General features: G+C 68.1%; 26 protein-coding genes. 13 read left to right on the forward strand and 13 right to left on the reverse strand.

All coding sequences use genetic code 11. The features are described from left to right. Positions 1-37 precede the first annotated feature (37 nt). The 3 genes from otsB to otsA are packed head-to-tail and all read left to right on the forward strand — an operon-like array spanning position 38 to position 4,157. The gene (otsB, locus tag BM133_RS32410; protein ID WP_093443307.1) at positions 38-856 is read left to right on the forward strand and encodes a trehalose-phosphatase; all 819 of its coding nucleotides are present in this window, start codon (positions 38-40) and stop codon (positions 854-856) included. Beyond that, positions 853-2,775, forward strand: a complete 1,923-nt coding sequence (locus BM133_RS32415) for a glycoside hydrolase family 15 protein (RefSeq protein WP_093443309.1) — start codon at positions 853-855, stop codon at positions 2,773-2,775. The genes otsB and BM133_RS32415 overlap by 4 nt, the downstream gene beginning before the upstream one ends. Then, positions 2,772-4,157, forward strand: coding sequence for an alpha,alpha-trehalose-phosphate synthase (UDP-forming) (gene otsA, locus BM133_RS32420; protein WP_093443311.1), 1,386 nt, complete (start codon positions 2,772-2,774; stop codon positions 4,155-4,157). Before BM133_RS32415 ends, otsA begins: the two co-directional genes overlap by 4 nt. Positions 4,158-4,427: 270 nt before the next feature. On the opposite strand, the gene BM133_RS32425 is transcribed toward otsA, so the two are convergent. Next, complete coding sequence (locus tag BM133_RS32425; RefSeq protein ID WP_093443313.1) at positions 4,428-4,763, reverse strand: hypothetical protein; 336 nt, start codon at positions 4,761-4,763, stop codon at positions 4,428-4,430. Positions 4,764-4,949: 186 nt separating this feature from the next. Between BM133_RS32425 and BM133_RS32430 the strand changes: the two genes are divergently transcribed. Further along, positions 4,950-6,407, forward strand: a complete 1,458-nt coding sequence (locus tag BM133_RS32430) for an aminotransferase-like domain-containing protein (RefSeq protein ID WP_093443315.1) — start codon at positions 4,950-4,952, stop codon at positions 6,405-6,407. Positions 6,408-6,441: 34 nt separating this feature from the next. Here the strand turns inward: BM133_RS32430 and BM133_RS32435 are convergent, their stop codons facing one another. From BM133_RS32435 to hisN, 5 genes are read right to left on the reverse strand one after another with little or no spacing between them, the layout of a single operon-like run. After that, positions 6,442-6,891, reverse strand: a complete 450-nt coding sequence (locus BM133_RS32435) for a DUF1877 family protein (RefSeq protein ID WP_093443317.1) — start codon at positions 6,889-6,891, stop codon at positions 6,442-6,444. After that, positions 6,888-8,441, reverse strand: coding sequence for a tetratricopeptide repeat protein (locus BM133_RS32440; protein ID WP_093443319.1), 1,554 nt, complete (start codon positions 8,439-8,441; stop codon positions 6,888-6,890). The genes BM133_RS32435 and BM133_RS32440 overlap by 4 nt, the downstream gene beginning before the upstream one ends. A 30-nt stretch (positions 8,442-8,471) precedes the next feature. Next, positions 8,472-9,398, reverse strand: a complete 927-nt coding sequence (locus BM133_RS32445; protein ID WP_093443321.1) for an ROK family protein — start codon at positions 9,396-9,398, stop codon at positions 8,472-8,474. A gap of 17 nt (positions 9,399-9,415) precedes the next feature. Next, positions 9,416-9,610 carry a DUF2905 domain-containing protein gene (locus BM133_RS32450; protein WP_056575522.1) on the reverse strand — a complete coding sequence of 65 codons (195 nt, stop codon included), beginning with the start codon at positions 9,608-9,610 and terminating at the stop codon, positions 9,416-9,418. 9 nt (positions 9,611-9,619) lie between these two features. Continuing rightward, entirely contained in the window at positions 9,620-10,396 is a 777-nt protein-coding gene (gene hisN / locus BM133_RS32455; RefSeq protein ID WP_093443323.1) for a histidinol-phosphatase, read from the reverse strand. Positions 10,397-10,508: 112 nt separating this feature from the next. Here hisN and BM133_RS32460 point away from each other — a divergent pair, with 112 nt between their 5' ends. Next, a complete protein-coding gene (locus BM133_RS32460) occupies positions 10,509-10,901 on the forward strand; it encodes a DUF5329 family protein (protein ID WP_093443325.1) in 393 nt (130 codons plus the stop codon). Positions 10,902-10,921: 20 nt separating this feature from the next. Here BM133_RS32460 and BM133_RS32465 read toward each other — a convergent pair whose 3' ends face one another. From BM133_RS32465 to BM133_RS32485, 5 genes are all read right to left on the reverse strand, one after another. Continuing rightward, on the reverse strand, positions 10,922-11,791 hold the full coding sequence (locus tag BM133_RS32465; RefSeq protein WP_093443327.1) for an ABC transporter permease: 870 nt from the start codon (positions 11,789-11,791) through the stop codon (positions 10,922-10,924). Between the two features lie 131 nt (positions 11,792-11,922). Then, a complete protein-coding gene (locus tag BM133_RS32470; protein WP_093443409.1) occupies positions 11,923-12,693 on the reverse strand; it encodes an ABC transporter ATP-binding protein in 771 nt (256 codons plus the stop codon). Between the two features lie 147 nt (positions 12,694-12,840). Continuing rightward, entirely contained in the window at positions 12,841-13,851 is a 1,011-nt protein-coding gene (locus BM133_RS32475) for an ABC transporter substrate-binding protein (RefSeq protein ID WP_093443329.1), read from the reverse strand. Positions 13,852-13,876: 25 nt separating this feature from the next. After that, positions 13,877-14,767, reverse strand: a complete 891-nt coding sequence (locus BM133_RS32480; RefSeq protein WP_093443331.1) for a TauD/TfdA dioxygenase family protein — start codon at positions 14,765-14,767, stop codon at positions 13,877-13,879. An 86-nt stretch (positions 14,768-14,853) separates the two neighbouring features. Beyond that, on the reverse strand, positions 14,854-15,966 hold the full coding sequence (locus tag BM133_RS32485; RefSeq protein WP_093443333.1) for a class I SAM-dependent methyltransferase: 1,113 nt from the start codon (positions 15,964-15,966) through the stop codon (positions 14,854-14,856). Between the two features lie 34 nt (positions 15,967-16,000). On the opposite strand from BM133_RS32485, the gene BM133_RS32490 reads away from it, so the two are divergent. The 8 genes from BM133_RS32490 (at position 16,001) to BM133_RS35310 (ending at position 21,892) form a co-directional block, all read left to right on the forward strand. Further along, positions 16,001-16,777: an SDR family oxidoreductase gene (locus tag BM133_RS32490; RefSeq protein WP_093443335.1), complete on the forward strand. Its 777-nt coding sequence runs from the start codon at positions 16,001-16,003 to the stop codon at positions 16,775-16,777. A 22-nt stretch (positions 16,778-16,799) separates the two neighbouring features. Beyond that, on the forward strand, positions 16,800-17,177 hold the full coding sequence (locus BM133_RS32495; protein WP_093443337.1) for a dihydroneopterin aldolase: 378 nt from the start codon (positions 16,800-16,802) through the stop codon (positions 17,175-17,177). A 52-nt stretch (positions 17,178-17,229) separates the two neighbouring features. After that, the gene (gene ttcA / locus BM133_RS32500; RefSeq protein WP_093443339.1) at positions 17,230-18,171 is read left to right on the forward strand and encodes a tRNA 2-thiocytidine(32) synthetase TtcA; all 942 of its coding nucleotides are present in this window, start codon (positions 17,230-17,232) and stop codon (positions 18,169-18,171) included. A gap of 46 nt (positions 18,172-18,217) precedes the next feature. Then, positions 18,218-18,841, forward strand: a complete 624-nt coding sequence (locus tag BM133_RS32505) for a DUF4136 domain-containing protein (RefSeq protein ID WP_093443341.1) — start codon at positions 18,218-18,220, stop codon at positions 18,839-18,841. A gap of 21 nt (positions 18,842-18,862) precedes the next feature. Further along, positions 18,863-19,507 carry a histidine phosphatase family protein gene (locus BM133_RS32510; protein ID WP_093443343.1) on the forward strand — a complete coding sequence of 215 codons (645 nt, stop codon included), beginning with the start codon at positions 18,863-18,865 and terminating at the stop codon, positions 19,505-19,507. Positions 19,508-19,560: 53 nt separating this feature from the next. After that, entirely contained in the window at positions 19,561-20,253 is a 693-nt protein-coding gene (locus BM133_RS32515; RefSeq protein WP_093443345.1) for a Crp/Fnr family transcriptional regulator, read from the forward strand. A 205-nt stretch (positions 20,254-20,458) separates the two neighbouring features. Beyond that, the gene (locus BM133_RS32520; protein ID WP_093443347.1) at positions 20,459-20,662 is read left to right on the forward strand and encodes a hypothetical protein; all 204 of its coding nucleotides are present in this window, start codon (positions 20,459-20,461) and stop codon (positions 20,660-20,662) included. A 177-nt stretch (positions 20,663-20,839) separates the two neighbouring features. Next, positions 20,840-21,892 (forward strand): CAP domain-containing protein, encoded by a 1,053-nt coding sequence (locus BM133_RS35310; protein ID WP_177225019.1) that lies wholly within the window; start codon positions 20,840-20,842, stop codon positions 21,890-21,892. A 4-nt stretch (positions 21,893-21,896) separates the two neighbouring features. On the opposite strand, the gene BM133_RS32535 is transcribed toward BM133_RS35310, so the two are convergent. Further along, the gene (locus BM133_RS32535) at positions 21,897-25,061 is read right to left on the reverse strand and encodes an efflux RND transporter permease subunit (protein WP_093443351.1); all 3,165 of its coding nucleotides are present in this window, start codon (positions 25,059-25,061) and stop codon (positions 21,897-21,899) included. A 61-nt stretch (positions 25,062-25,122) separates the two neighbouring features. Next, positions 25,123-26,298 (reverse strand): efflux RND transporter periplasmic adaptor subunit, encoded by a 1,176-nt coding sequence (locus BM133_RS32540; protein ID WP_093443353.1) that lies wholly within the window; start codon positions 26,296-26,298, stop codon positions 25,123-25,125. Between the last annotated feature and the right edge of the window lie 227 nt (positions 26,299-26,525).

Raw genomic sequence — 26,525 nt, forward strand, 5'->3', positions numbered from 1 at the left:
CACGCGGCGCGCGCAGCCCGTGTTATGGTTTTTACCAATGCCAAAGTCCTCCGACAGCAACGCGCAGTTGCCTCCTCCGCTGGGCCGGGACGCCGCCCTCTTTCTCGATTTCGATGGCACGCTGGTGGGCCTTGCGCCCACCCCCGAGGCCATCGAGATTCCCCCCGCGCTGGTCGCCTTGCTGGGCGACCTGCGCGACCAGCTCGGCGGCGCGCTCGCCGTGGTGTCCGGGCGCCAGATCGACGCCATCGACCGTTTTCTCGCACCGCTGCGCCTGCCCGCCGCCGGCGAGCACGGCGTGCAGCGCCGCGACGCCAAGGGCCACATGCAGGAGCAGCACGCGCCCGACCTCGTGCCCATCCTGGACATCGCCAACGAGCTCGCGCGCGTGCACGAAGGCCTGCTGGTGGAGCGCAAGCACGCCGCCATCGCGCTGCACTACCGCCTGGCGCCGCAGCTGGAGGCGGTGTGCCGCGATGCGATGTCGCGCGCCATCGAGGGCCGTCCGGCGCTCGAGCTGATGCATGGCAAGTTCGTCTTCGAGGTGAAGCCCGCGGGCGTCAACAAGGGCATTGCCATCGATGCCTTCATGACCGAGGCGCCCTTCGCGGGCCGCACCCCTGTCTTCGCGGGCGACGACACCACCGACGAGAGCGGCTTCGCTGTCGTGCAGCCGCGCGGCGGCATCGCGATCAAGGTCGGCTCGGGGCCGAGTCTGGCGCTGCACCGGCTCGAATCGCCGCGCGCGGTGTACGAATGGCTGGTGCAGGCGCGCGACATGCTGGCGGCACCGCCCGCCTCCAGGGTCGAAGAAAACACCGAACAGAAAACCGAAGACCCGAGGAGCCCCGGATGAGCGAAGAACAACTGTCGAAGGCGCCCGAGGACCGCGCCGGCGAGGCGCTGGCCGACGCCGCCGGGCCCGACGACCGCGCGCCGGTCGACGTGAAGGCCGCCGCGGCACCCGGCCCGCGCGGGTTTGCGCCGCCGGCCGAGCCGTCGCTGAACGTCGGCGTGATCGGCAACTGCGCCTACAGCGCACTCATCGATGCGCGCGGCCGCGCGGTCTGGTGCTGCCTGCCGCGCTTCGACGGCGACCCGGTGTTCAACGCGCTGCTGCATCCCGGCGAAGGCGCGGGCGCATGGAGCATCGACATCGAGGACTTCGCAGAAGCCAGGCAGTGGTACGAGCCGAACACGGCCGTGCTGCGCACGCAGCTCTTCGACAGCGCCGGCCAGGGCATCGAGATCACCGACTTCGCGCCGCGCTTCTACAGCCGCTCGCGCTACTTCCGCCCGCTCATGATGGTGCGCCGCGTGCGGCCGATTGCCGGCGCGCCGCGCATCCGCGTGTCGCTGGACCCGCGCTTCCAGTGGGGCGCCTCCGAGCCGATCGAAGTGACGCGCGGCAGCAACCACATCCGCTACGTCGGCCCCGACGTGACGCTCAGGCTGAACACCGACGCCTCGATCTCGCACATCCTCGCGCGCCAGCCCTTCGTGATCTCGCGCGAATACAACTTCATGTTCGGCGTGGACGAGACGCTGCTGGACGGCATCGCCGACACGGCGCGCAAGTTCGAGCAGGAGACCATCGCCTACTGGCGCACCTGGAGCAAGCGCCTGGCGATTCCCTTCGAGTACCAGGATGCGGTGATCCGCGCGGCCATCACGCTGAAGATGTCGCTGTACGAGGACACCGGCGCCATCGTCGCGGCCATGACCACCAGCATCCCCGAGGCGCCGGGCAGCCAGCGCAACTGGGACTACCGCTACTGCTGGCTGCGCGACGCCTTCTTCGTGGTGCGCGCGCTCAATTCGCTGAGCGAAGTGGGCACGATGGAGGACTACCTGCGCTGGCTCGGCAACGTGGTGATCGGCTCGCACGGCGAGCACATCCAGCCGCTGTATGGCATCGGGCTGGAGCGCGAACTGCCCGAGTCGTTCGTCGACGGTCTTCCGGGCTACCGCGGCATGGGTCCGGTGCGCGTGGGCAACCAGGCGCAGGAGCATTTCCAGCACGACGTGTACGGCAACATCGTACTGGGCGCGGCGCAGGCCTTTCACGACCACCGGCTCCTGAGCCGCGCGGGCGTGGCCGAGTTTCCGCACCTGGAAGCCGTGGGCGAACAGGCCGTGCGCGTCTACGGCACGCCCGATGCCGGCATGTGGGAGCTGCGCACGCGCGCACGCGTGCACACCAGCTCGGCGCTCATGAGCTGGGCCGCCTGCGACCGGCTCTCCAAGATCGCGCGCACGCTCGAACTGCCCGAACGCGCCGCCTACTGGCACGGCCACGCCGCGCGCATGAAGGAAGAGATCCTGGCCAAGTCGTGGTGCGAAGAGCGCCAGGCCTTTGCCGAGAGCTTCGGCGGGCACGAGCTGGACGCGAGCATCCTGCTGATGGTCGAGGTGGGCCTGATCGACGCGCGCGATCCGCGCTTCATCTCCACCGTGGACGCGATGGAAAAGTCGCTTTGCGACGGCCCCTACATGCGCCGCTACGAAGCGGCCGACGATTTCGGCAAGCCCGAGACCGCCTTCAACATCTGCACCTTCTGGCGCATCGACGCACTTGCCAAGATCGGCCGCAAAGCCGAGGCACGCCAGATCTTCGAGACCATGCTCGCGGCGCGCAACCCGCTGGGCCTGCTCTCGGAAGACACCCACCCGGTCACGGGCGAGATGTGGGGCAACTTTCCGCAGACCTATTCGATGGTCGGCATCATCAATGCGGCTGTGCGTCTGTCCGCCCCTTGGGATTCGTGCATATGAGCCGACTTGTCGTTGTTTCCAACCGCGTGGCCGATCCACGCAAGCCCGCCGCCGGCGGCCTCGCAGTCGCACTCGGCGAAAGCCTGCAGCAAAGCGGCGGCCTCTGGTTCGGCTGGAGCGGCCATGTCGTGGAGAACGGCCCCACCGGCGAAGGCGAACTGCACAAGCAGCAGGCCGGCAAGGTCACGCTGGCCACCATCGACCTGAGCCGCGAGGACCACGACAGCTATTACCTCGGCTACAGCAACGACGTGCTCTGGCCGGTGTTCCACAACCGCCTGGACCTGGCCCATTTCGAGGCCGCCTTCATCGGCGGCTACCGGCGCGTGAACCAACTGTTCGCGCGCAAGCTGCTGCCGATGCTCAAGGACGACGACGTCATCTGGATCCACGACTACCACCTGATGCCGCTGGCCGCCGAGTTGCGCGCGATGGGCTGCAAGCAGCGCATCGGCTTCTTCCTGCACATTCCGCTGCCGCCGCAGATCATCGTGGCGGCCATTCCGCAGCACGAGTGGCTGATGCGCTCGCTGTTCTCCTACGACCTGATCGGCTTCCAGGCCCAGCAGGACGTGCAGCACTTCGAGCACTACGTGCGCAACGAAGCGCACGGCGAGTACCTGGGCGGCGAGATGTACCGCGCCTACGGGCAGACGGTGCGCTGCAGCGCGTTCCCGATCGGCATCGACGTGGACGAATTCGCCGCGCTCACGCACGCCAAGGAATCGCGCGACATGTACGAGACCATGAAGCGCGAGTACTCGAGCCGGCGTCTCCTCTTGGGCATCGACCGGCTCGACTACTCCAAGGGCATCCCGCAGCGCGTGCGCGCGTTCCGCGAGCTGCTCGCCAACTACCCGGAGAACCGGCGCAGCGCCACGCTGATCCAGATCGCCTCGCCCACGCGCGAGACGGTCGATGCGTATGGCGACATCCGGCGCGAGCTGGAGTCGCTGTGCGGCGCGATCAACGGCGACTACGGCGAGCTCGACTGGATGCCGGTGCGCTACATCCACCGCATGGTGGCGCGCAAGCGGGTGCCCGGCCTGTGCCGCGCCGCCGCGGTGGGCCTGGTCACACCGCTGCGCGATGGCATGAACCTCGTCGCCAAGGAATACATCGCGGCGCAGGACCCGGCCGATCCGGGCGTGCTGGTGCTGTCGCGCTTTGCCGGCGCGGCCGAGCAGTTGAAGGAAGCGCTGCTGGTCAATCCGTACGACACGCACGGCACGGCCGAGACGGTGCAGCAGGCGCTGCAGATGCCGCTGGAAGAGCGGCGCGAGCGCCACCAGAAGCTGCTGTCGCGCATCCGCGAGCAGGACATTCACTGGTGGCGCCGCAGCTTTCTGGACGCGCTGCGCGAGGCGGCCAGCGAACGCTGAGGCTGCTGGTCGGGGCGGCGATCACGCCGACGGTGGGCCCTGTTTCGCGAATGTCCTCCGGGCTTCGCCCTCCCCCTTGATTTCGCGAAACAGGGCCCACCGCCAGCGCGATCTTCGAGCGCACAGATTGATCGGCCGGCACAACGACAGCGTGCTCATGTGCGCAGGGCATCGGGTGCTCCCCGCAGCGAAATTAAGGAGGAGGCGAAGGCCGGGGGACATTCGCGGAGGGGAGTACCCGGTGGCCTGCGCACTCGCCCTGAATGCCTCCTACCAACCGGTGAGCAGCCGCACGAAGCGCATCACCGGCCGAGCCTCGGAATAAGCAGAAGCCGCCGGCGACACCTTCGGCGCATGCACCCGCAGATGCGCAGGCGCCAGCGCCGACACCTCGATCCACCCGCCGTGCTCCATGCGATGCACGTCGCCCTCGTCGAGTGCCGTCTCGCTCATGAACACCGTGCCGCCGAACCAGCCCGGCGGCGACACGACCCGCACGCGCCCTTCGGCCACCTGCAGCCAGGTGCCTGCATCGACGCAGGTGCGCAGGGACTGGCCGGGCTCCAGGACGATGGAGTCGGGTGCTTGGGACAGGGTGGTGATCATGGTGGGCCTCTGGTGGATGAAAAGCGATTCGGCGAGTCCAGATCGTAGAAATTCGGGCGCTGAAAAAACAGGCACAAACATCGGCTATTCGCACCGGAACAGCCAGGCGCCACCCCATCTGTTATGGTCGTTTTCCCGTTCAACTGCATCTGTTTTCGGATGCCCGTTTGGGGGAGCATCGACGCCATGGACTCGCTACCGCTCTACCGGCAACTCGCAGCGCACTACGTGGACGCGATCCACACCGGCTCGCTCAAGCAGGGCGACAAGCTGCCGTCGCTGCGCACGCTGATGCGCCTGCACGGGATCAGCCTCTCGACCGCGCTGCAGCTGTGCCGCGCAATGGAGAGCGACGGCTGGGTCGAGGCGCGCGACCGCTCGGGCTACTTCGTGCGCCGGCCGCAGCGCCTGGCCATCGCGCCGATGGAAGAGCCCGTGGCCGACGTGCCGCCGGACCCCGCGCAGTTCGTCAGCATGCGCACCCGCATGGCCAACTTCATGGCGCGCGGACGCCATGCCGGCGTGAAGCTCAACTTCGCCATCGCACGCGCCGCCCCCGAGCTGTACCCGGCCGAGGCGCTGCGCAATTCCATGACGCGGGCGCTGCGCCAGCGGCCCGAGCTGCTGACCACCGCCTCGTCCCAGAAGGGCCACGAACAGTTCCGCGAGGCCGTCGCTCAGCGCAACCTGCGCGTGGGCATGACGGTGTCGCCCGACGAGGTGCTGGTCACCAACGGCTGCATCGAGGCGCTGAACCTCGCGCTGCGCGCCGTCGCCAAGCCGGGCGACACCGTGGCCGTGGAATCGCCCACCTTCTACGGCCTGCTGCAGGTGCTCGAGAGCCTGGGCATGCGCGCACTGGAGATTCCGACCAGCCCGCAGACCGGCATCTCCATCGAAGCACTCGACCTGGCCATCCACACCTACGACGACATCAAGGCCGTGGTGGTGGTGCCGCACCTGCAGAACCCCATCGGCAGCGTGATGCCCGATGCCCACAAGCAGCGCCTCGTGCAGCTGTGCGAGAGCCATGGCATCGCGCTGGTCGAAGACGACACCTACAGCGACCTGGTGGAGACCGAGGTGCCGCTGCGCGCCGTGAAGTCGTGGGACCGCACGGGCAACGTGATCTATTGCGCCTCGTTGCACAAGGTGTTGGCGCCGGGCCTGCGCCTGGGCTGGATCACCGCAGGGCGCTGGCACGCGCAGGTGGAAATGCTCAAGTACGCGCAGACGCGCAACAACGAGGCGCTCGCGCAGATCGCCGCGGGCGAGTTCATCGCAAGCGGCGGCTACGACCGGCACCTTCGGCGCCTGCGCGACCGGCTGCACGTGCAGCGCGACCAGACGGCCGACGCCATCGCCAGGTACTTTCCGCCGGGCACGCGGCTGAACCTGCCGCGCGGCGGCCTGCAGCTGTGGGTCGAGCTGCCCGAGCAGCGCTCGTCGGTCACCGTGTTCGAGGCGGCGCTGCGCGAGCACATGCTGGTCTCGCCGGGCGCGCAGTTCTCCAACTCGGGGCGCTTCGACAACTACCTGCGCATCAACTGCGGATGGCCGTACTCGAAGGCGGTGGATGCGGGGCTGCAGCGACTGGGCGAAATCGTGTCGGCCACGCGCAGGACGCCGCGGACGTCCGCCTAGGGCCTCTGTTCATCCTGCGCAAAGGGTCCCTGCCCTAGACGATGTAGAAGACGACGGCATCGCGCCGCGCGGCCGCCTCGGCAAAGAAGCGCTTCACGCCTTCCATGAAATCCACCAGGTCCTCTGCGCCGTTCTGCCAGACCTGCGCCCAGTAGAGCTGGGCGAACTGCGCCGGCTCGCCGGTGAATCGCGCCATCGCGTCGGGCACGCTGCGCCGCGCGAGCCGCGCCGCAGCGCGCTCGACGTGGCTGGCCGTGAGGTAGATGCAGCCCAGGCCGTCCGTGCCTTCGAGCTGTTCGCCGTCCACCGCCTCGGGCAGCAGCACGCGCACCACGTCCCAGGCCTGCTCGACCGTCTGGCTGGCGTGCGGTCCGCCCTTGTCCTGGGGTGTGTGGAAGAGAAAGCGCGACACGCCGGACGGATCGATGACCAGCTCGCGCAGCCGGTAACGGTCGAAGGCGTAGAACGCGCCTCCGATGCTCACGTGCTCGGCTCCAGCCGCGCGGCCCGCGCGACCGCCGCCAGCGCGAGGCTCACGTTGTCGATGTTGCGCTGCGCATTCGCGAGGTTGCCGAAATGGTCCGGCGCGCAGATCTGGTTGAGCAGCAGCGTGCGCCTGAAATGCTTGAGCGCCTCGCGCAGGTCGCCCTCTTCCTGCGCGATCAGGCCCAGGTCGTTGTGGGCGGCGGCCGCGCTGGTGGAGATGCCCCTGCAGCTGCGCTCCTGGACGGCCAGCGCACGTTCGAACAGAGGCTTGGCATGCTCGGACTCGTTGCGCGCCATGTGCAGCTGAGCGAAATTGATCAGCAGGTCGGCGTGCAGGTCGGCATCGCCCTCCCCCTTCTCTTCCGGCGCGAGCTTGTCCAGGTGCACCATGGCCCGCGCATAGCAGAGCTCGGCCTTCTGGTCCTGGTCGGTGTTCGCGTAGAGGAACGCCAGGTTGTTGAAGGCGCGCACCACCTCGTCGGTCGAGTTGCCCTTGCTCAGCGCGACGGCCATCGCGATGGTCTTCTTGTAGAGAACCTCCGCCTCGTCGGAGCGGCCGGCGCCGGCGTGCAGCAGCGCGAGCGTGTTGCTCGGGCCGAGCCGCCAGCTGTCGTCCAGGCCCAGCTGGTCGATGATGGCCAGGCATTCGTCCAGCAGGGACACGGCCTTGTCGTGCCATTGCAGCTGCCGGCAGAACTCGGCATGGCTGACCAGGTGGAACACGACGGCCTTGCCCAGCCCGCCGCACAACGCGCGGCTGGTGTGGACGGCCTCGGCGCAGAGCCGCTCGGCGAGCGCCAGGTCGCGCCGCTCGAAGGCGGCCTTGTAGCGCCGCTCCTGGTCTTCGAGCAGGCCCAGCAGCACGGTGTCGTCGCCGGTGCGGCCATCCGCGGGGAGCTGCGCGGGCAGATGCGCGTGGCGCCGGCGCGCGGCGGCATGCTCGCCGATGCCGGCCAGGGTCATGGCCAATGCCTTGCGGACGATCTCCATGTCCTCGGCCGGCATGCCGATCCGGTGGCCGATGGCCAGGCTTTCTTCGAGGCTGGCCTTGGCCTCGTCGAAGGCCTTGAACTGGTAGCAGGCCTGGCCGTGCATGCACAGCGACATCGCCAGGTTCTGGTGCGGTCCCTTGAAGACCTTGCGCGCGTTGGCGACGATCTGTTCGCCCAACGCCACGGCCCTGGCCCAGTCGTGCATCTCGGCGGCGGCGACGAAGCGCTCGCGCAGCGCGTCGGCGTGGCCGAGCGCTTCGAGGTCGTAGGTCTTGGCGGCCGGGCGGCGGGCAGCGTCGCTCTCGTCCTGCCCCTGCAGGCGCTTCAGGCGCACGTGCACCCAGTAGATGTCCAGCAGCAGCCAGGCCCCCAGCAGGGCTAGCGCGAACCGCGAGCCCGGCAGGTTGTCGAGCCCGACCAGCAACAGCAGCAGTTGCGCCGCGCCGCCCAGGTAGCTCGCGAGGTAGAAGCGGTGCGCGCCCAGGAAACCTCCCACCACCAGCAGCAGATAGGCGAACGACTTGCGGCGGGGAGACCGGGGTGGCGGGATGCGCATGGTTCGCCGAGGGTATTGCTGCGCGGCCGCTCAGTCCAGCAAAGCCAGCGCGGCGTAGTCGCCGACCTTCTCGCCGAGCCCCGCGGGCACCAGCAGCACGCCGCGCGTGAGCGGCGGCAACTTGCCGTCCACGTGCGCCTGCAGCCGAGGCAGCAGGAACTCGCGGTGGTGCCAGAACACGCTGCCGCCCAGGCTGATGCGCTGCAGGTCGAGCGTGGCGACCAGGTTGTAGAGCATGCGGCCCATCACGCGGCACAGCGCGTCGACGATCTCCAGCGAGTGCGGCTCGCCCGCGGCGGCCGAGGTGAACAGGTCGGCCGCAGGCTGGCCGAAGCGCCGGGCGATGGAGTTGCCAGCGATCAGCCCTTCCACGTCGCCGACGTTGCCGCAGCCGCAGAGCGCGCCGCTGGCGTCGTCGACCACGAAGCTGTGGCCCGCATGGCCCGCGTTGCCGTTCTTGCCGCGCAGCGCGCGGCCGTCCACGCACAGGCCCACGCCGACGCCGGTGCTCCAGGTGACGTAGGCGCAGTGGTCCATGCCCTGGAGCGCGCCCCAGTGGCGCTCGGCCTCCAGCGCGGCGACGGCGTCGTTCTCGACGCGCACGCGGGCGAAGCGCCTGGCCAGCGGCGCCTCGACCACGGCCGTCATCCAGTTGTTGGGAAGACCCCGCGCCGGGCCGGCGATGCCCCCGCAGATGTTGGGCGTGGCCAGCTCGACCATGCCGTCGTGCAGCTCGAAGGGCCCCGCCGAGGACACGCCCACGCGGTCGATCGCGGCGGGGTCTACGCCCTGCTCGGCGCAGACCTCGTCGATCATCCGCATGATCTGCACCGCCACGGCGTCGTTGTCGCCGGTCTTGGCGGTCGGCTCGCTGCGGCGGCCGATCAACGGCGCATCGCTGGAGGCGGAAAGGCTCACGGCGACCTTGGTGCCGCCGATGTCAACGCAGGCTCTCATTGCGGTTTGTCTTTTCTCTACAGGAGGCGCGCCACCAGCGCCGCGATCATGCTGAGCACCACGGTGCTTGCAATCGGCAGCTGCCAGTCGCGGCCGAAGGCGCGAAACTCGAAATCGCCGGGCAGGCGTCCGAAGCCGAAGCGGCGCAGCCACGCGGTCAACCCGCTCATGAGCACCAGTGCAAGGACGACGACGATCAGCCAGCGGAACATGGGGGCAGTCTAGGCGGCGAGGACGGCCATCGCTTGTCGGTGAAGTTCGGGCGTTGCGGCGGCAATTACCTTGCCGTCGGACTTCAGGCCCAGCGGCTGGCCCTGCCAGTCGGTGATGACGCCGCCCGCGGCCTCGATCAAGCCGGCCGGGCCCAGGCAGTCGTAGGGCTGCAGGCCGGTTTCCACCACGAGGTCGATGGTGCCGCCGGCCAGCTGGGCGTAGCCGTAGCAGTCGCCGCCGAAGCGGCGCATCGCGCACTGGCGGCTGAGCCGATCGAACGCCTGCCAGTCGGCGGGCGCGAAGATGTCGGGCGAGGTCGTGACGATGCGGGCCTTGGCCACCTCGGTGCAGCCGCTCACGCGCACGGGCTGGCCGTCGCGCGTGGCGCCCTGGCCGGCCTGGCCGATCCAGCGCTCTTTCAGCACCGGCATGTCGATCACGCCGAGCACCACGCGCTCGCCCTGCAGCACGCCGATGAGCGTGCCCCAGAGCGGCGAGCCGGTGATGAAGCTGCGGGTGCCGTCGATCGGGTCGAGCACCCAGATGCGCTCGGCGTCCAGCCGCTCGGGGCCGTGCTCTTCGCCGTAGATGCCGTCGGCCGGCACGCGGGCGCCGAGGATCTCGCGCATCGCTGTCTCGGCGGCGCGGTCGGCCAGCGTGACGGGGCTCTCGTCGGCCTTGGTGATGATGTCCAGCGGCGTGCGGAAGTAGTGCAGCGCCACTGCGGCGGCCGCATCGGCCAGCGCCTCGGCAATCGGCGACAGATCGGGGGTGGAGGAGCTCATTGGGGAGAGTGAACGCGTGCCAAAACCTGCGATTAGACCCGAGCCGGCGTGGGTTTGACACGACAAGGGCTGTCGCCCTAGCATGGCGCAAAAATTGCCAGGGATAGAACCAATGGCCTCCTTCAGATTCCTGCGCGCCGCGCTCCTCACCCTGCTGCTCGGCGCCTCGGCCGTGCTGGCCCAGGCCACGCCTTCGGATGCCGAGGACAAGCTGATCGACACGCTGATCCAGCGCGTCGCGAAGATGGGCACCATGGTGTTCCTGCGCAACGGCAACGAATACAACGCCGCCGACGCCGCCAAGCACATGCAGGCGAAGTACGACTACTTCAAAAAGGAACTGGCCACGGCCGAGGACTTCATCGAGCGCTGCGCCTCACGCTCGGAGATGACCGGGCAGGCCTACAAGGTGAAGCTCAACAACGGCGCGGTGCGCGACGCCAACGAGTTCCTGAACGGCGAGCTGCGCGCGCTGCGGCAGCAGGCGAAGAAATCGAGCGGCTGAATCCGCCGCCCTGGCCCTGACTAGCGCTGCTGGCCCCAGCGCCGCACGGTCAGCCGCTCCAGCGTCTTGAAGCCCAGGCTTTCCACCAGGAGGCCGATCAGCACCACCATCGCGAGGCCCGCGAACACGCGGTCGGTGTAGAGCTCGTTGCGGTTCTGGAAGATGTACCAGCCCAGCCCCCCCTTGCCCGAGGAGGCGCCGAACACCAGCTCGGCCGCGATCAGCGTGCGCCACGCAAAGGCCCAGCCGATCTTCAGGCCCGAAAGAATCGACGGCAGCGCGGCCGGCACCAGGATCTGCAGCACGTAGCGCAGGCCCTTGAGCCCGTAGTTGCGCCCGGCCATGCGCAGGGTCTCGGGCACGCCCTGGAAGCCCGCGTAGGTGTTGAGCGCCAGCGGCCACAGCACCGAATGGATCAGCACGAACACCAGGCTGCCGCGCCCCAGGCCGAACCACAGCAAGGCGAGCGGCAGCAGCGCGATGGCGGGCAGCGGGTTGAACATCGATGTCAGCGTGTCCAGCAGGTCGCGGCCGATCTGCGTGGACACCGCCAGCGTGGTGAGCGCGAAGGCCAGCAGCACGCCGGCCAGGTACCCCTGCAGCAGCACGGCCAGCGAAATGCGCACCTTCTCGATCAGCTCGCCGCTGGCGAGCCCATCGACCAGCGCGCGCGCGGTGGCGGTGAAGGTGGGCAGCAGCAGGTCGTTGTCCTGCCAGCGCGCCGCGAGCTCCCAGAGCACGGCGATGACGACCAGGATGAGGCCCTTGCGCACACCCGCCTGCGCCCAGATGCGGGCAGGCAGCGGCAGCGCGCGTTCGAGCGGCACTTCGGTGAAGGGCTCGAGCGTGCGCTCGTATTCGGGGCGGATGGGAGGCGTCAGAGTGCTCATCGGATGTGGCTCCTTCCCCCTTTGGGGGAAGGTTGGGATGGGGGCAAGCGGCGGTGACTGAGCCGACGGCAATGGATACGCCGCTTGCCCCCACTCCTGCCCTCCCCCAGGGGGAGGGAGAAAAGCCGGGTTCATGCCGTCGTCACCGCTTCGGGTTCTTCCTCGAACAGCATGTCGTGGATGCGCTGCGCCGTGCTCTGGAACTCCGCGCCGCCCAGGCTCGCGAGCGAGAAGCCATGGCTGTTGACCTCCGCGCGCATGCGCCCCGGATGCGGCGACAGGAGCGCGACGCGGTTGCCCACCACCAGCGCCTCTTCGATCGAGTGCGTGACGAAGAGCAGCGTGAAGCGCACCTCGTCCCACAGCTGGAGCAGCTCCTGCTGCATCTTGCGGCGCGTGAGCGCGTCCAGTGCGGCGAAGGGCTCGTCCATCAGCAGCACGCGCGGCTGCATCGCAAGCGCGCGCGCAATCGCCACGCGCTGCTTCATGCCGCCCGAGAGCTGGTGCGGATGCACGTCGGCGAACTTGGCCAGACCCACCTTGTCCAGGTAGTGCAGTGCGCGCTCGGCGGCTTCCTTCCTGCCGAGCGTGCGCGAGGCGAGCAGCGGGAACATGACGTTCTGCTTGACCGTCTTCCAGGGCGGCAACTGGTCGAACTCCTGGAACACGACGATGCGGTCGGGGCCGGGCTGCGTCACGCGCTGGCCGTCCAGGCGGATCTCGCCTTCGACAGGTGCGATGAAGCCGCCCACGGCCTTCAGCAGCGTGGACTTGCCGCAGCCCGAGGGGCCGAGCAGCACGAAGCGGTCGGCCGCGTGGACGTCGAAGCTCACGCGGTGCGTGGCGCGCACGACGCGCTCGGGGGTGCGGTATTCGAGGCTGACGCCGTCGACTTGCAACAGCGGCGCAGCGTCTTGCCCCCTCTCCCGCTCGCGGGAGAGCGTTGGGGCGAGGGCCGGTGACGATGCCGAAGACTCTCCCCTCCCCCCCGCCCTCTCCCGATGGGCGAGGGAGTCAACCCCGGAGGGCAAGGCGACCGCGTTGCTCACTCAATTCCCCGAACTGTTCTGCGCGTCGTCGAAGAAATAGTCCTTCACCGACGCCGGCTTGTTCTTGATCGCGCCGACGCGGTGCATGAACTCCGCCAGCGCATAGGTGTTCTGCGGCGTGGTCTTGAACTGCACTTCGGGGTTCTTGATGATCTTGAGCAGCAGGTCGCGGTCGATCTTCGCGTTGCCCACCTTCAGGTAGATGTCGGCGGCCTTCTCGGGGTTGGCCGTGACGAACTTCGCCGCTTCATCGAGTGCGTCGACGAACGCCTTGTAGGTCTTGGGGTTTTCGCTGCGGAATTTCTCGGTGGCGTAGAGCACCGTGGCCGAGGCCGGCCCGCCGAGCACCTGGTACGAATTGAGCACGATGTGCGCATTCGGATTGCCGGCCAGCTCCTGCTCCTGGAACGGCGGATTGCCGAAGTGGCCCGTGATCTCGGTGCCGCCCTTGATGATGGCCGCGGCCGCATCGGGGTGCGGCAGGGCCACGCTGATCTTGTCCAGGCGGTTGAATTCCTTGTCGCCCCACAGCTTGGCCGAGGCGAACTGCAGCACGCGCGACTGCACCGACACGCCCACGGCGGGCAGCGCGATGCGGTCCTTCTCGGTGAAGTCGGCGATCGTCTTCACGTTCGGGTTGTTGCTCACCAGGTAGTACGGAAAGTTGCCCAGCGACGCCACGCCCTTCACGTTCTGCTTGCCCTTGGTGCGGTCCCACAGCGTGAGCAGCGGGCCCACGCCGGCGCCCGCGATCTCGATGTTGCCGGAGAGCAGCGCATCGTTCACCGCCGAGCCGCCCGAGAGCTTGATCCACTCGACCTTGGCATCGACGCCCGCGGCCTTGGCGTGCTTCTCGATGAGCTTCTGTTCCTGCGCGACGTTGAGCAGCAGGTAGACGATGCCGAACTGCTCGGCAATGCGGATCTGGCCCTCGGCGTGCGCCGCGAGACTGCCGGCGAGGAGGCCGAGGCCGGCGGCGAATGCAGCGGCCTTGCGTGTGAAGCGGTTCATGGAAAGCGGTCCGGAAAAAGAAGGATCAGAAAGGCGTGTCGCCCACGATGGTGGTGCGGTTCAGGCGGCGGCGCAGGTGGTCCGGCGTGCCGGCGGCCAGGTGCATCAGCGAGCGGTTGTCCCAGAACACCAGGTCGTGCGGCGCCCAGGTGTGGCGGTACACGAACTCGGGCTTCACGCTGTGCGCGAACAGCTCGGCCAGGAGCGCATCGCTTTCGTCCTGCGGCAGGCCGACGATGCGCGTCGTGAAATGCTCGCTGACGAACAGCGCCTTGCGGCCGGTCTCGGGGTGCGTGCGCACCACGGGCTGCACGGCGGGGGCGACCTGGTCGATCTGCGCCTGCGAGAGCTTGGGCCGCCACGGGTTCTTCGCGCGCAGCTCTTCGTATTTGGCCAGGTAGCTGTGCTCGGCCTTGAGCGGCAGGATGCGTTGCTGCAGATCGGCCGGCAGCGCCTCCCAGGCGAGGTGCTGGTCGGCAAAGAGCGTGTCGCCGCCTTCGCTCGGCAGCTCCTGTGCGTGCAGCAGCGAGCCGAGGCTGGGATGGGGCTTGTACGAGATGTCGGAGTGCCAGTAGACACCCGCATCGCCGAGACCGATGGGCTCGCCGTTCTCCTTGATGTTGGAGACGATCAGGATCTCGGGGTGGTTCTTCAGCTGGAACTGGTGCAGCACATGGATTTCGAGCGGCCCGAAGCGGCGGCTGAATTCGATGTGCTCGGCAGGGGTGATCTGCTGGTCGCGGAACACCACGACGTGGTGGTCCAGGTGGGCGCGGTGGATGCGCGCGAAGTCTTCGGCGTTGATCGGCCTGGCGATGTCGAGGCCGACGATTTCGGCGCCGACCGGGGCGGCGAAGGGGCGCACTTCGAAGTGCTGCGCGGCGGCCTCGGGTTCGTGGGAAAGAACGGCAGTCATGCCGGGAATGTAGGGGCCGACCTTCCGTTTCCCAACGAACTCTTCGTTGCTAGCTTATTCCCTGCTTTTTCTTCCCGGGGCCGGGTTCACAGCGCGTGGCTGCGGTCGCCCTCGGCAAAACCCATCGCATCCCACGGGTCGCCGACCGCGAAGCCGACCACCTTGAACAGCTCGCCCATCTCGTGCTCGTGGATGAGACGGGCGGCCATCGCGCGCTCCGCGGTCGTGCCCTGCTCCATCTTCGATAGCAGGCCGCAGTTCAGCAGGAAGCGCGCCTGGCTCGTGTAGCCCAGCACCTGGAGCCCCGCGTCCTGTCCCGCGAGCGCGATCCCGGTGAAATCGACGTGCGCGGTGATGTCCTTGTAGCCCACGTCGGCCAGCGGATCGCCGTCGGCCTGGTGCGCGCGGTGGCACATCACCGTGCCCATGTGCCGCTGCGGGTGGTAGTACTCGCTCTCGGGGAAACCGTAGTCGATGAGGAAGGCTGCGCCCTTGTCCAGCCGGTCCGCCAGCGTGGCGATGAAGGCCTGCGCCTGCGGGTGGACCTCGGTGAGGTAGTCGTGCGCGCCCGGCACGTCGATGGGCGGGCGCAGCTCGGTCGCGCGATCGGCCCAGGTCCAGCCGTCGTGGGTCGCGTTGCGCACCACGCCGCGTTCGAACCACTGGCCTTTCACGCGCGCCAGCAGTTGCACGGGCATCGCGTCGAGCACCTCGTTGCCGACGACCACGCCCTGCATCTTTTCAGGCAGTTCGCCGAGCCATTCGACGCGGTCCGCATAACGCACCAGCGCCTGCTGCTGGCGCTCCCGCAAGGTGCCGGAGAGATCGACGATGCGGTAGCGCACGTCGCTGCGGCCCATCTCGTCGAGCGCATGCAGCAACTGCACCGCGAGCGCGCCGGAGCCGGCGCCGAATTCCCAGAGGGTGTCGGTGCCGGTCTTGTCCAGCGCCTCTGCCACCTGCGCCGCGAGCGTCTGGCCGAACATCGGCGTGAGCTCGGGCGCGGTCACGAAGTCGCTGCCCGAAGAGGGCATGTGGCCGAACTTGGCCGAGGTGTTGGCGTAGTAGCCCAGGCCCGGCGCATACAGGGCGAGCGCCATGAAGCGGTCGAAGCCGATCCAGCCGCCCGCGCGCTCGACGGAGCGGGCGATCAGGTGGTCCAGGGCGGTGGGTAAACTGTTCGGGGTCTTGGTCGTCACCCCCCCATTCTCCCTCTGTCCTCTCTCTCGTCGCATGCGCACCGCCCCCCCCCCCCCCGCCCGCCGCACCGTCCTCGTCACGGGTGCGGGCCGGCGGCTGGGCCGCGAGATCGCATTGGCGCTCGCGGCGGGCGGCTGGCAGGTGGCGGTGCACTACCGCAGCTCGCGCGCCGAAGCCGAGAAGACGGTCGCCGACTGCGCCGCGCGCTCGGGCGATTCGGCGCTCTTCGAAGCTGACCTCGAAGACGAGCACGCCACGCGCGCGCTGCTCTCCCGCGTGGCGGCGCGTTTTCGCACGGTCGACGCCGTGGTCCACAGCGCGGCCCTCTTCGAGCACGACGACACCGCCAGCTTCGGCTACGCGCTCATGGAACGCCATGCGCGCAGCAACACGGGCGCTGCCATTCTTCTGGCGCAGGCGCTGCACGACCACCTCGCGCGACGCGATGCGCAGGGCGCAGTCGTTCACCTGCTCGACCAGAAGCTGTGGAACCCGAACCCCGATTTCCTGAGCTACACGCTCTCCAAGGCCGCGCTGGAAGCCGCCACGCCGATGCTCGCGCTGGCCCTTGCGCCGCGCGTGCGCGTGGTGGGCGTCGCGCCGGGCCTCACGCTGCCCAGCCACATGCTGGACGACGACAAGTTCGCGCAGCTGCACAAGCTGTCGCCGCTGGGCCGCTCCTCCACGCCGGCCGACGTGGTCGCCACGGTGAAGTTCGCGCTGGAGAACGGCTCGATCACCGGCACCACGCTGCTGGTCGACGGCGGCCAGCACCTGATGAAATTCGAGCGCGATTTCTCGCTCATGTGAAGAACCTGCGAGCACCACCACCATGTCCTCCTCCCACACCCACGGCCGCCAGACCCTCACCCTGCTGGGCCTGCGCTTCAACGCCAACCTGGGCATCCTGGACCACGAGAAGGTCGCACCGCAGCCGATCCAGGTCGACGCCGAACTCAGCATGGGCCAGCAGCCGCTGCTGCCGCAGGACGACGACATCTTCCACGTGCTGGACTACGGCAAGGTGCGCCTGATCATCATCGACGAGTGCACCGCCGAACACGTCAACCTGCTGGAGAGCCTGATCGGCAAGGTGGTGCACCGCCTCCTGCAACTGCCCGGCGTGCTGGGCGTGCGTGTGAAGATCGCCAAGCTCGAAATCTTCGAGGACTGCGAAGTGGCGATCCGCATGGAAGCCGGGGAATGGTGAACCAAGGCAAAATCGGGGTCCTTTCCCCCGATTTGCCTGAAGTAGCCCACCAATGAACGCCGTCTGGATCGACGAGGCGCCTGCCGACGCCACGACCGTCGCCGCGCCCACCAACTCGCTGAAGATCGAACGCGAGACGCACAAGCTGGAGAAGCGCCTGTGCCGCGAGGTCGGCCGCGCCATCGTCGACTACAACATGATCGAAGAGGGCGACAAGGTCATGGTGTGCGTCTCGGGCGGGAAGGACAGCTACGCGATGCTGGACATCCTGCTCAAGCTGAAGGCGCGCGCACCCATTCACTTCGACATCGTCGCGGTCAACCTCGACCAGAAGCAGCCCGGCTTTCCCGAAGAAGTGCTGCCCAAGTACCTGAGCGAGCTCGGCGTGGCCTTCCACATCGAGAACCAGGACACCTACAGCATCGTCAAGCGCGTGATTCCCGAGGGCAAGACGACCTGTGGCCTGTGCAGCCGGCTGCGCCGCGGCATCCTGTACCGCGTGGCGGACGAGCTGGGCGCCACCAAGGTGGCGCTGGGCCATCACCGCGACGACATGCTGCAGACCTTCTTCCTCAACATGTTCTTTGCCGGCAAGTTGAAGAGCATGCCGCCCAAGCTGGTGAGCGACGACGGCAAGCACATCGTGATCCGCCCGCTCGCCTACGTGGCCGAGAAAGACCTGGTGCGCTGGGCGCAGCACCGCGAATTCCCGATCATTCCCTGCACCCTGTGCGGCAGCCAGGAAAACCTGCAGCGCAAGCAGGTCGGCGAGATGCTGCGCGAGTGGGACAAGAAGCACCCCGGCCGCGTGGAGAACATGTTCACCGCGCTGCAGAACGTGGTGCCTTCGCACCTCCTGGACGGAACGCGGCACGACTTCAAGGGTCTGAAGGCGACGGGCGTGGCCGACGACGAAGGCGACAAGGCCTTCGACGCGCCCTCTTTCGACTTGCTCTCCCAGGCACCTGCAGCCCTTCGCATCGTCCAGGGCTGATCCGGCTACCCAGGGGAATTTGGGGCACCCTTGCCCGGAGACCCTCATGAAACGTGCGTTCTCAGCTCTTCTTCTTGTAGCAACTCTCTCGGGCTGCGCCACCTCCTGGGTGGTCGACAGCGACGTGAAAAGCTTTTCTTCGATCGGCACCGTGCCGACCGGCGCCACCTACCGCTTCGAGCGCCTGCCCTCGCAGCAGGCCGACACCGCGCGGCAGGAATCGTTAGAAGCGATGGCGGCCGCCGCGCTCGAAAAAGTGGGCCTCCGCCGCGATGACGCCAAGCCCCAGTACAGCGCGCAGATCGGCGCGCGCGTGACGGCCGGTCTCTCTCCCTGGGCCGACCCGTGGCTCTTCGACGGCCCCTGGGGCTACGGCTACGGCGGCGGATACGGCTACGGCCGCCGCGGATTCGGCGGTGGCTGGTACGGCGGCCCGGCGTTCCTGCCGCCGGCGGCCAACCCCTGGTACGAACGCGAGGTGAGCATCGTGCTGCGCGAGGCGGACTCCAACCGCGTGGTCTACGAAACCCGGGCCCGCAACGACGGGCCCTACAACGCGAGCGCCGCCATCCTGCCGGTGATGTTCCAGGCCGCGCTGCAGGGCTTTCCGAATCCGCCGCAGGGCGAGCGCCGGGTCAACATCGACCTGGCGACAGCGGCCAGGAAATAGGGCGCTTCTAAAATCACCCGGATGGAAGAAACCACCCGACTGATCGCCGTTCGCCACGGCGAAACCGCCTGGAACGTCGACACCCGCATCCAGGGCCAGCTGGACATCGGGCTCAACGCCACGGGTCTCTGGCAGGCGCAGCGTGCGGGTCAGGCGCTGGCCGACGAGGACATCGGCGTCATCTACGCCAGCGACCTCTCCCGCGCTTGGCAGACCGCTGAAGAAATCGCCAGGCCCCACGGCCTTGCAGTGCAGGCCGAGCCCCGCCTGCGCGAGCGCGCCTTCGGCCACCTCGAAGGCATGAGCTTCGCCGAGATCGAGTCCACGCGGCCCGCAGATGCCAAGCGCTGGCGCGAGCGCGATCCCGAATTCGAGCCCGTGGGCGGTGAAAGCCTGCTGACCTTCCGCGACCGCATCACGCGCGTGGCTTCCGAACTGGCGGCGCGCCATCCGGGCGAGCTGGTCACGCTGGTCGCACACGGCGGCGTGATGGACGTGCTCTACCGCGCCGCCACCCGCCAGGAACTGCAGGCGCCGCGCACCTGGCAGCTGGGCAATGCGGCCATCAACCGCATGTTGTGGACGCCCGAGGGCTTCAGCCTCGTGGGCTGGAGCGACATCGCCCACCTGGCGGCGGACACGCCGCTGGACGAGCCCACGACCTAGCGCGACGGCACGATGGGCCGCTTGCCTTTCTCCGACCCGGGCAAGACGCTCCCATGAGAAGAACCAATCCCACCCCCTCGGCGTACGCCAGCTGGGATGCATCCCAGACGCTGTCTGCGCCGTGGATCGACGCCACGCACCTGGGAAGCTTCGTCACCCTGGAGGCCGGCGACACCATTGCGCGCGAAGGGGAGCGGCACGACTACTTCTATCTCTTGCGATCGGGGTTCGTTCACTCCACGATCCAGCGAAGCAACGGCTCGGAGTTCCTGCTCGAGATCTTCGGGGCGGGTGCGATTTTTGGCGAAGGCCCGGCGTTTGCCGACAGTCCTCGGCCCACGACGACCCGGGCGGTCGCGCCGGCCCTTCTCAGCCGCTATCGCCCGGCGGACGTCGCGCAGCAATTTTCGGCGCTTCCCGAACTCGCGACCTCCTTGATCCAGCTGCTCGGATTCAAGAACCACATGATCGTCGCCAAGCTGGCCGGGGTCGCCTCGGCGGCGCCCAGGGAGCGGGTCATCGATTTGTTGCTGCGCGTGGCACGCCTGCCATCGGCGCAGGCATCGAAAAAACTCACCGTCGATCTGACGCATGAGCAGATTGGCGCCATGACGGCATTGAGCCGCGTCACCGTCACCCGCACGCTGAATGCGCTGGCGGGACACGGGCTCATTGAAACGCGGGCCCGGCAGGTCAGCATCCCGAATGCGCCGGCCTTGCGGCGTTTCCGCGATGCGTCACCGTAAGAAAAAGGCCCACTTCCTGTATCGCTGGATACCGTCGAGACCTTCACCCGTCGCCATCATCCATCCCGTCACACACATGGATGGGAAGAGCGGAGGAGGGAACGGGAGGAACCGTTGAAGAAGAGGCCCGCCGTCAATTGGCGATGACCAGGGTGTGACGTTTCGCAGGACTGCCAAGTCCTTTCTGGCCGGGTGGCTCACGCTCATGGCCATCCGGCATCTTTTGAATCGCCGTCAGGCGTGCGAGGCCGCGTGCCCTGCCGCAGCCTCGGCCTTCGCCTCGCCGGGCAGCCCGACCATCGGCCCGGTGCCCGTGGCCGTCTCCATCGCCGTGATGTGGCGCTTCGGGGGACTGCAGATCGCCTTTATCGCCGGCTGGCTGGCGCTCATGGCCGCGCGCAATCTTTGAAGCCGAGGGGCGCCGGCAGCCGCCTGCCGACGGACGGGCGAACCTCCGTGGCCACCTCGGAACAAGCTCGGCGCCCAGGTCCGATGCCACCTGGCGCCGCTTTTATTTCCCAACGTAAGCAGACCTGAACGAGGGCCTGCCCTCTCCACCGCGTGATCCACGGCCGAAGTGAGGCTGGTGGAAAACGCACGCCTGCAAATCCCCGCGTTCGGTGCAATCCGGCACATTGCCGCTCCCCTTGATCGGCGCACGGCCGCATGGCTTGCTGCGCGGCTCCCGATAATCGCGCGCCGTTTTTCAATCGATCGACGGCAGTCGATAGATCATAGTTATCAATGGGAGATTATTGTGAATACAAGTTTAAAAATGCCAGGGAAGCTGTTCGCCACCGGCGCGCTCAGCCTGATCGTGGGTGCGCTGTGCGTGGCCTGTGGCGGCGGTGGATCGGACGGGCCTGCATTTCCGGTCGTGATGGTTCCGCCACCGGCCGCCACGTCACCGGCGGCAGCGACGGAACCGGCCGCCCCACCGCCGGCAGCGCCGCCCGAGGCAATAGCCGCGGTGCCGCCGACGGCTCCGGTTGCGCCGCCGCCGGTCGCACCACCGGCCACGCCGCCCGTTGCATTACCTGCTGCGCCATCCACTGCACCGCCCACCACGCCGCCGGCTGCACCGGTCGAACCACCCGCGACGCCCATGGCCCCCATAGCACCGGTAGCGCCGGCGGCACCAGCTGTTGCACCGGCAACGCCACCCGCAACCTCCTCCACGGATTTGCCCAAGACCGCCTTCCAACAGGAGGCGCTCGATGCGCACAACAAGGCGCGGGCCGAAGAAGGCAAAGGGCTTTCAAGCCTGAAGTGGTCGGCGAAGCTGCAAACCGATGCGCAAGCTTGGGCGGATCAGTGCGCGTTCTCGCACCAGGTTCCTGCGGGGGAGGGCCAGAACCTGTTCGCGACATCGAAGCCGACCGCCACCGCCAGCGAGGCCGTGCATGACTGGATGACCGAAAAAGCAGGCTACACCTATGGCGCGGCCGGCGGCACCTGCGTCCCGGGCAAGATGTGCGGGCACTACACGCAAGTCATCTGGCAGGACACCACGGAAGTCGGCTGCGCAGTGAAGACCTGCGAGACCATGAAAGATGGCATCAGCCCCGGCACTATCCTGGTGTGCAACTACAGCCCAGCCGGCAATTTCATCGGCCGGCCGCCGTATCGCGCGCAGTGAGCACCTAGGCGCGCGAGGCCGCGTGTCCCTGCGCACCGGCCTGCGCCCTCGCCTCCCCGGGCAGCTCGACCATCGGACCGCTGCCGCTGTAGCGGTCCAGCGCCAGGTAGATCGCCGGCGTGATGTACAGCGTGATCACCTGCGAGAAGATCAGCCCGCCCACCACCGCCACGCCCAGCGGCTGGCGCAGTTCGGCACCGGCACCCAGGCCCAGTGCGAGCGGCAGCGCCCCCATCAATGCGGCCAGCGTGGTCATCAGGATCGGCCGGAAGCGCAACCGGCAGGCTTCGCGGATCGCATCGACCGGCTTCATGCCTTCGGTGCGCTGCGCGTCGAGCGCGAAGTCGATCAGCATGATCGCGTTCTTCTTCACGATGCCGATCAAAAGCAGGATGCCGATGGTCGCGATCAGCGTGAGGTCGAAGCCGAAGATCTTCAGCGACAGCAGCGCGCCCACCGCCGCCGACGGCAGCCCCGCCAGGATGGTCAGCGGGTGGATGTAGCTTTCGTACAGCACGCCCAGCAGCACGTAGATGACCAGCACCGCCAGCACCAGCAGCACCGCCTGGCTCGACTGCGAACTCTGGAACACCGCCGCATCGCCGCCGTAGGTGGTGATGATCGACTGCGGCATCTTCAACTCGTCCTTGAACTGGTCGATCTTCGCGGTCGCGTTGCCCAGCGGCACGTCGGGCGCGAGGTTGAACGACACCGTCACCGCCTGCAGCTGCCCCTGGTGGTTGACCGAGGTCGGCCCCACGGTGCGGTTGATGCTGGAGAAGGCCGACAGCGGCACCAGCCGGCCCGTGGTGCTGCGCACCGACAGGCGGGAGACGTCGTCCTCGAACTGCCGGTCGTTGTCGGCGGCCGAGAGGATCACCTGGTAGGTGTTGCTCGCCGCGTAGATGCTCCCGATCTGCCGGTCGCCGTAGGCGTTGTAGAGCGCGGTGCGCAGGTCGCCCACCGCCACGCCGAGCACGCCGGCCTTGTCGCGGTCGATCTCCAGCGTGGCCTGCAGACCGCGGTTCTGCGAGTCGCTGGTCACGTCGCGGAACGACGGGTCGGCGCGCATGCGCTCCATGAGCCGCGTGGCCCAGGGCACCATCTCGCCGGCGTTCACGCTCTGCAGCGTGTACTGGAAGCGCGCCTTGCTCTGCCGGCCGCCCAGGCGCAGGTTCTGCACCGGCTGCATGTAGACGGCAACGCCGGGAATCTCGCGAAAGCGCTGGCGCAGCGATTCGAGCACCTTGGCCATCTGCGGGCGTTCGCTGCGCGACTTGAGCACGGCGAAGAGGCGGCCCGAGTTCTGCGTGGCGGTCGGGCCGCCCACGCCGACGAAGGAGCTCACGTAATCCACGCTCGGGTCGGCCTTGAGCGCAGCGGCCACGCGGTCCTGCAGCACCTTCATGGCGGTGAAGGAAATGTCTTCGGCCGCTTCGGTCGTGATCTGGATCTGGCCGATGTCTTCCTCGGGGAAGAAGCCCTTGGGAATGGTGGCGAACAGCCAGCCGGTGATGACGAAGGTCAGGCCCGCGATCAGCAGCATCACCTTGCGGTGCACCAGCGTCCAGTCGAGCGAGCGCATGTAGCTGCCGTGCACCCAGCGGTAGCCGCGCTCGAAGGCGCGGCCGATGGCAGTGCCGGGCTCGGGATGCTCTTCTTCGTGATCGAGCGCGCCTTCTTCACGCGGCACGTGCTTGAGCAGCCGGCTCGCGAGCATCGGCACCAGCGTGAGCGACACGATCGCCGACACCAGCACCGCCAGCGCCACCACCACCGCGAACTCGTGGAACAGGAGGCCGATTACGCCCGGCATGAAGAAGATGGGGATGAACACGGCCACCAGCGAGATGGAGATCGACACGATGGTGAAGCCCACCTCGCGCGCGCCGCGCAGCGCCGCGGCGAAGGGCTCCATGCCCTTCTCGACGTAACGCATGATGTTTTCGAGCACCACGATGGCGTCGTCCACCACCAGCCCCACGGCCAGCGTGATGCCCAGGAGCGAGACGTTGTCCAGGCTATAGCCGAAGGCGTAGAGCAGCGCGACCGCGCCGATCAGCGAAATCGGAATGGTGGCGGCCGGAATCAGCGTGGCCACCAGCCGGTGCAGGAAGAGAAAGATCACCAGCACCACCAGCGCGATGGTGCCCAAGAGCGTGAGCTGCACGTCGTGCACCGCCTCGCGGATGGAGAGCGAGCGGTCGTTCACCATCTGGATCTCGACCGATTGCGGCAACTCCGCCTTGAAGCGCGGGATGAGTGCGCGCACCGCGTCCACCACCTGCACGGTGTTGGCATTGGGCTGGCGCTGCACGGCCAGCGAGATGGAATCCTGGCCGTTGAAGCTGCTGGCGGTCTTCACCGATTCGAAGCTGTCCTCGATGGTGGCCACCTCGTCCAGCCGCACCGGCGCGCCGTTGCGCTGGCCGATGATGAGCTTGGCGAAATCGGCCGCCTTCACGAGCTGGCGGTTGGCCTGGATGGTCAGCGTCTGGCGCGGGCCGTCGAGCACGCCGACCGGCGTGTTGGCATTGGCCGAATTCACCGCCTTGGCCAGTTCGTCCAGCGTGATGTTGCGCGCGTTGAGCAGGTCGGCGTTCGCCTTGATGCGCACCGCGAAGGCCTTGCGGCCGTACACGCCGACTTGCGCCACGCCGTCGATGGTCGAGAGCGTGGGGGAGATCAGGTTCTCGGCGTAGTCGTTGAGCTCGGCCGGGTTCATCGACGGCGAGATCAGCGCGATGAAGAGCACCGGCGCATCGGCCGGGTTCACCTTGCGGTACGAGGGCAGTTGCGTCAGCTCCTGCGGCAGCTGGCGCTGGGCGCGGAGGAGCGCGGCCTGCACGTCGACCGCGGCGGCGTCGATGTCGCGGCTGCTCACGAATTCGAGCGTGAGCGAGGTCACGCCCTGCGTGTTGACCGAGCTGATGGTCTGCAGGCCCGGGATGGTGGAGAACTGCTTTTCGAGCGGCAGCGCGACCGAACTCGCCATGGTGTCCGGACTGGCGCCGGGCAGCTGCGCGTTGACGTTGATGACCGGCGTGTTGTAGCTGGGCAGCGCCGCGACCGGGATGCTGAAGTACGCAAAGATGCCGATGACCACCACCGCGGCAGACAGCAGCACCGTCATCGCAGGACGACGGATGCAGAGCTCCGAGATGTTCATCGGATGACCTCCGCGCTTCGCGCTGCGGTGCGAGCTTGCCTGGGGCGGCCCGGCGCGGTGCTCATGCGCGTTCCCGCTGCGGCGGCTTGACGTCGGTGCCTTCGGACGAGGCAGCGCTACCCGGTGTCACGCCCGTGGTGCCGTTGGGGGCGGTGCCCGGCCCGCCGCCTTTCGCGTCGACGCGGACCTTGCCGCCCGGGCGCACGTTCTGGCTGCCCTCGATCACCACCTGCTCGCCGGGCTCGACGCCGCTCACGGCCACCTTGGTGCCGAAGGTGTGCAGCGTCTTCACCTTGCGGCGGGTGGCGGTCTTGGCCTGGTCGACCACGTAGAGCGAAGTGCCGTCGGACAGCATCATCAGCGCCGCGGCGGGCACCACCGTGACTCCGCTCAGCGTGCGCACGGTGATCCGCGTGCCGACGAACTGGCCCGGCCAGAGGCCCTGGTCGGCATTGGCGAACACGGCCTTGGCGCGCACGGTGCCGATCTGCGGATCGACCGTGTTGTCCACGAAGTCGAGCGAGCCGATGAGCGGGGTCTTGCGCCCGGTGACGAGGGCCTCGACCGGCGAGCGGCTGCGCGCGGCTTCCAGCAGGTCCTGCAGATTGCCTTCGGGCACCGGGAAGCTCACCGCGATCGGGTCCAGTTGCGTGACCGTGACCAGCGACAGCGTCGGCTGCACCAGCGTGCCCGGGTAGATGTTGACGGCGCCGATGCGACCGGCGATCGGCGCGCGAAGGGTTGCATAGCCCAGCGCCACCTGCGCCGACTGCACGGCGGCACGGTCGGCCGCCACGGCGGCGCGCTGCGCCTCGAGTTGCGACAGCGTGGCGTCGGCCGCGCTCTTGGCGATGAAGTTCTGCGCCACCAGGTCTTGGCTGCGCTTGTACTGGCGCTCCAGGTCGGCCATGGTGGCCTCGTCCTTCTGCTGCTGGGCGCGGGCGCGGGCCAGGTTGGCCTGGTCGTTGCGGTCGTCCAGCGAGAAGAGCAACTGGCCCGCCTTGACGAACTGGCCTTCCTTCACATGGACGGTGCTGACGGTGTTGGTGACCTGCGGGCGCAGGTCGACGCTGTTCAGGGACACCACGCTGCCGTTGACCTGCACCGTGACCGGCACGTCCTGCTTTTCGGCGGTGGCCAGGGTCACCAGGGCGGGTGCGCCGCCGCCGGCCGGGCCGCCGTTTCCGGCAGCCGCCGTCGTCTTCGCATTCTTTGTCCCGAGCTTGTCTGCGGACATGCTCCACCACCCGCCTGCGACGGCTACGATCAACACACCCGCAAGGGCAATGGCAGCATTTTTCTTCATGGGTTCTTGTGCACTTTGGGCTGACACTGGCTATTGAATCAGCGCCCGACTCACGGCGTTCATGGTTCCCGTAAAGAAATGTAAAGCAGGTCAACCGAAAAGCCCGCGCTCAACCTGCTGTGGCCGGCGCGAAGGGGGCCAAGCCCCTCGTTAAAATC

The sequence above is a fragment of the Variovorax sp. 770b2 genome, assembly GCF_900115685.1.
Taxonomy (GTDB): domain Bacteria; phylum Pseudomonadota; class Gammaproteobacteria; order Burkholderiales; family Burkholderiaceae_C; genus Variovorax.

What these genes read in the sequence shown, in the direction of transcription:
- otsB (WP_093443307.1), top strand. Translation starts at nt 38, where the DNA reads ATGCCAAAGTCCTCCGACAGCAACGCGCAGTTGCCTCCTCCGCTGGGC.
- BM133_RS32415 (WP_093443309.1), top strand. Translation starts at nt 853, where the DNA reads ATGAGCGAAGAACAACTGTCGAAGGCGCCCGAGGACCGCGCCGGCGAG.
- otsA (WP_093443311.1), top strand. Translation starts at nt 2,772, where the DNA reads ATGAGCCGACTTGTCGTTGTTTCCAACCGCGTGGCCGATCCACGCAAG.
- BM133_RS32425 (WP_093443313.1), bottom strand. Translation starts at nt 4,763, where the DNA reads ATGATCACCACCCTGTCCCAAGCACCCGACTCCATCGTCCTGGAGCCC.
- BM133_RS32430 (WP_093443315.1), top strand. Translation starts at nt 4,950, where the DNA reads ATGGACTCGCTACCGCTCTACCGGCAACTCGCAGCGCACTACGTGGAC.
- BM133_RS32440 (WP_093443319.1), bottom strand. Translation starts at nt 8,441, where the DNA reads ATGCGCATCCCGCCACCCCGGTCTCCCCGCCGCAAGTCGTTCGCCTAT.
- BM133_RS32445 (WP_093443321.1), bottom strand. Translation starts at nt 9,398, where the DNA reads ATGAGAGCCTGCGTTGACATCGGCGGCACCAAGGTCGCCGTGAGCCTT.
- BM133_RS32450 (WP_056575522.1), bottom strand. Translation starts at nt 9,610, where the DNA reads ATGTTCCGCTGGCTGATCGTCGTCGTCCTTGCACTGGTGCTCATGAGC.
- hisN (WP_093443323.1), bottom strand. Translation starts at nt 10,396, where the DNA reads ATGAGCTCCTCCACCCCCGATCTGTCGCCGATTGCCGAGGCGCTGGCC.
- BM133_RS32460 (WP_093443325.1), top strand. Translation starts at nt 10,509, where the DNA reads ATGGCCTCCTTCAGATTCCTGCGCGCCGCGCTCCTCACCCTGCTGCTC.
- BM133_RS32465 (WP_093443327.1), bottom strand. Translation starts at nt 11,791, where the DNA reads ATGAGCACTCTGACGCCTCCCATCCGCCCCGAATACGAGCGCACGCTC.
- BM133_RS32475 (WP_093443329.1), bottom strand. Translation starts at nt 13,851, where the DNA reads ATGAACCGCTTCACACGCAAGGCCGCTGCATTCGCCGCCGGCCTCGGC.
- BM133_RS32480 (WP_093443331.1), bottom strand. Translation starts at nt 14,767, where the DNA reads ATGACTGCCGTTCTTTCCCACGAACCCGAGGCCGCCGCGCAGCACTTC.
- BM133_RS32490 (WP_093443335.1), top strand. Translation starts at nt 16,001, where the DNA reads ATGCGCACCGCCCCCCCCCCCCCCGCCCGCCGCACCGTCCTCGTCACG.
- BM133_RS32495 (WP_093443337.1), top strand. Translation starts at nt 16,800, where the DNA reads ATGTCCTCCTCCCACACCCACGGCCGCCAGACCCTCACCCTGCTGGGC.
- ttcA (WP_093443339.1), top strand. Translation starts at nt 17,230, where the DNA reads ATGAACGCCGTCTGGATCGACGAGGCGCCTGCCGACGCCACGACCGTC.
- BM133_RS32505 (WP_093443341.1), top strand. Translation starts at nt 18,218, where the DNA reads ATGAAACGTGCGTTCTCAGCTCTTCTTCTTGTAGCAACTCTCTCGGGC.
- BM133_RS32510 (WP_093443343.1), top strand. Translation starts at nt 18,863, where the DNA reads ATGGAAGAAACCACCCGACTGATCGCCGTTCGCCACGGCGAAACCGCC.
- BM133_RS32515 (WP_093443345.1), top strand. Translation starts at nt 19,561, where the DNA reads ATGAGAAGAACCAATCCCACCCCCTCGGCGTACGCCAGCTGGGATGCA.
- BM133_RS32520 (WP_093443347.1), top strand. Translation starts at nt 20,459, where the DNA reads ATGGCCATCCGGCATCTTTTGAATCGCCGTCAGGCGTGCGAGGCCGCG.
- BM133_RS32535 (WP_093443351.1), bottom strand. Translation starts at nt 25,061, where the DNA reads ATGAACATCTCGGAGCTCTGCATCCGTCGTCCTGCGATGACGGTGCTG.
- BM133_RS32540 (WP_093443353.1), bottom strand. Translation starts at nt 26,298, where the DNA reads ATGTCCGCAGACAAGCTCGGGACAAAGAATGCGAAGACGACGGCGGCT.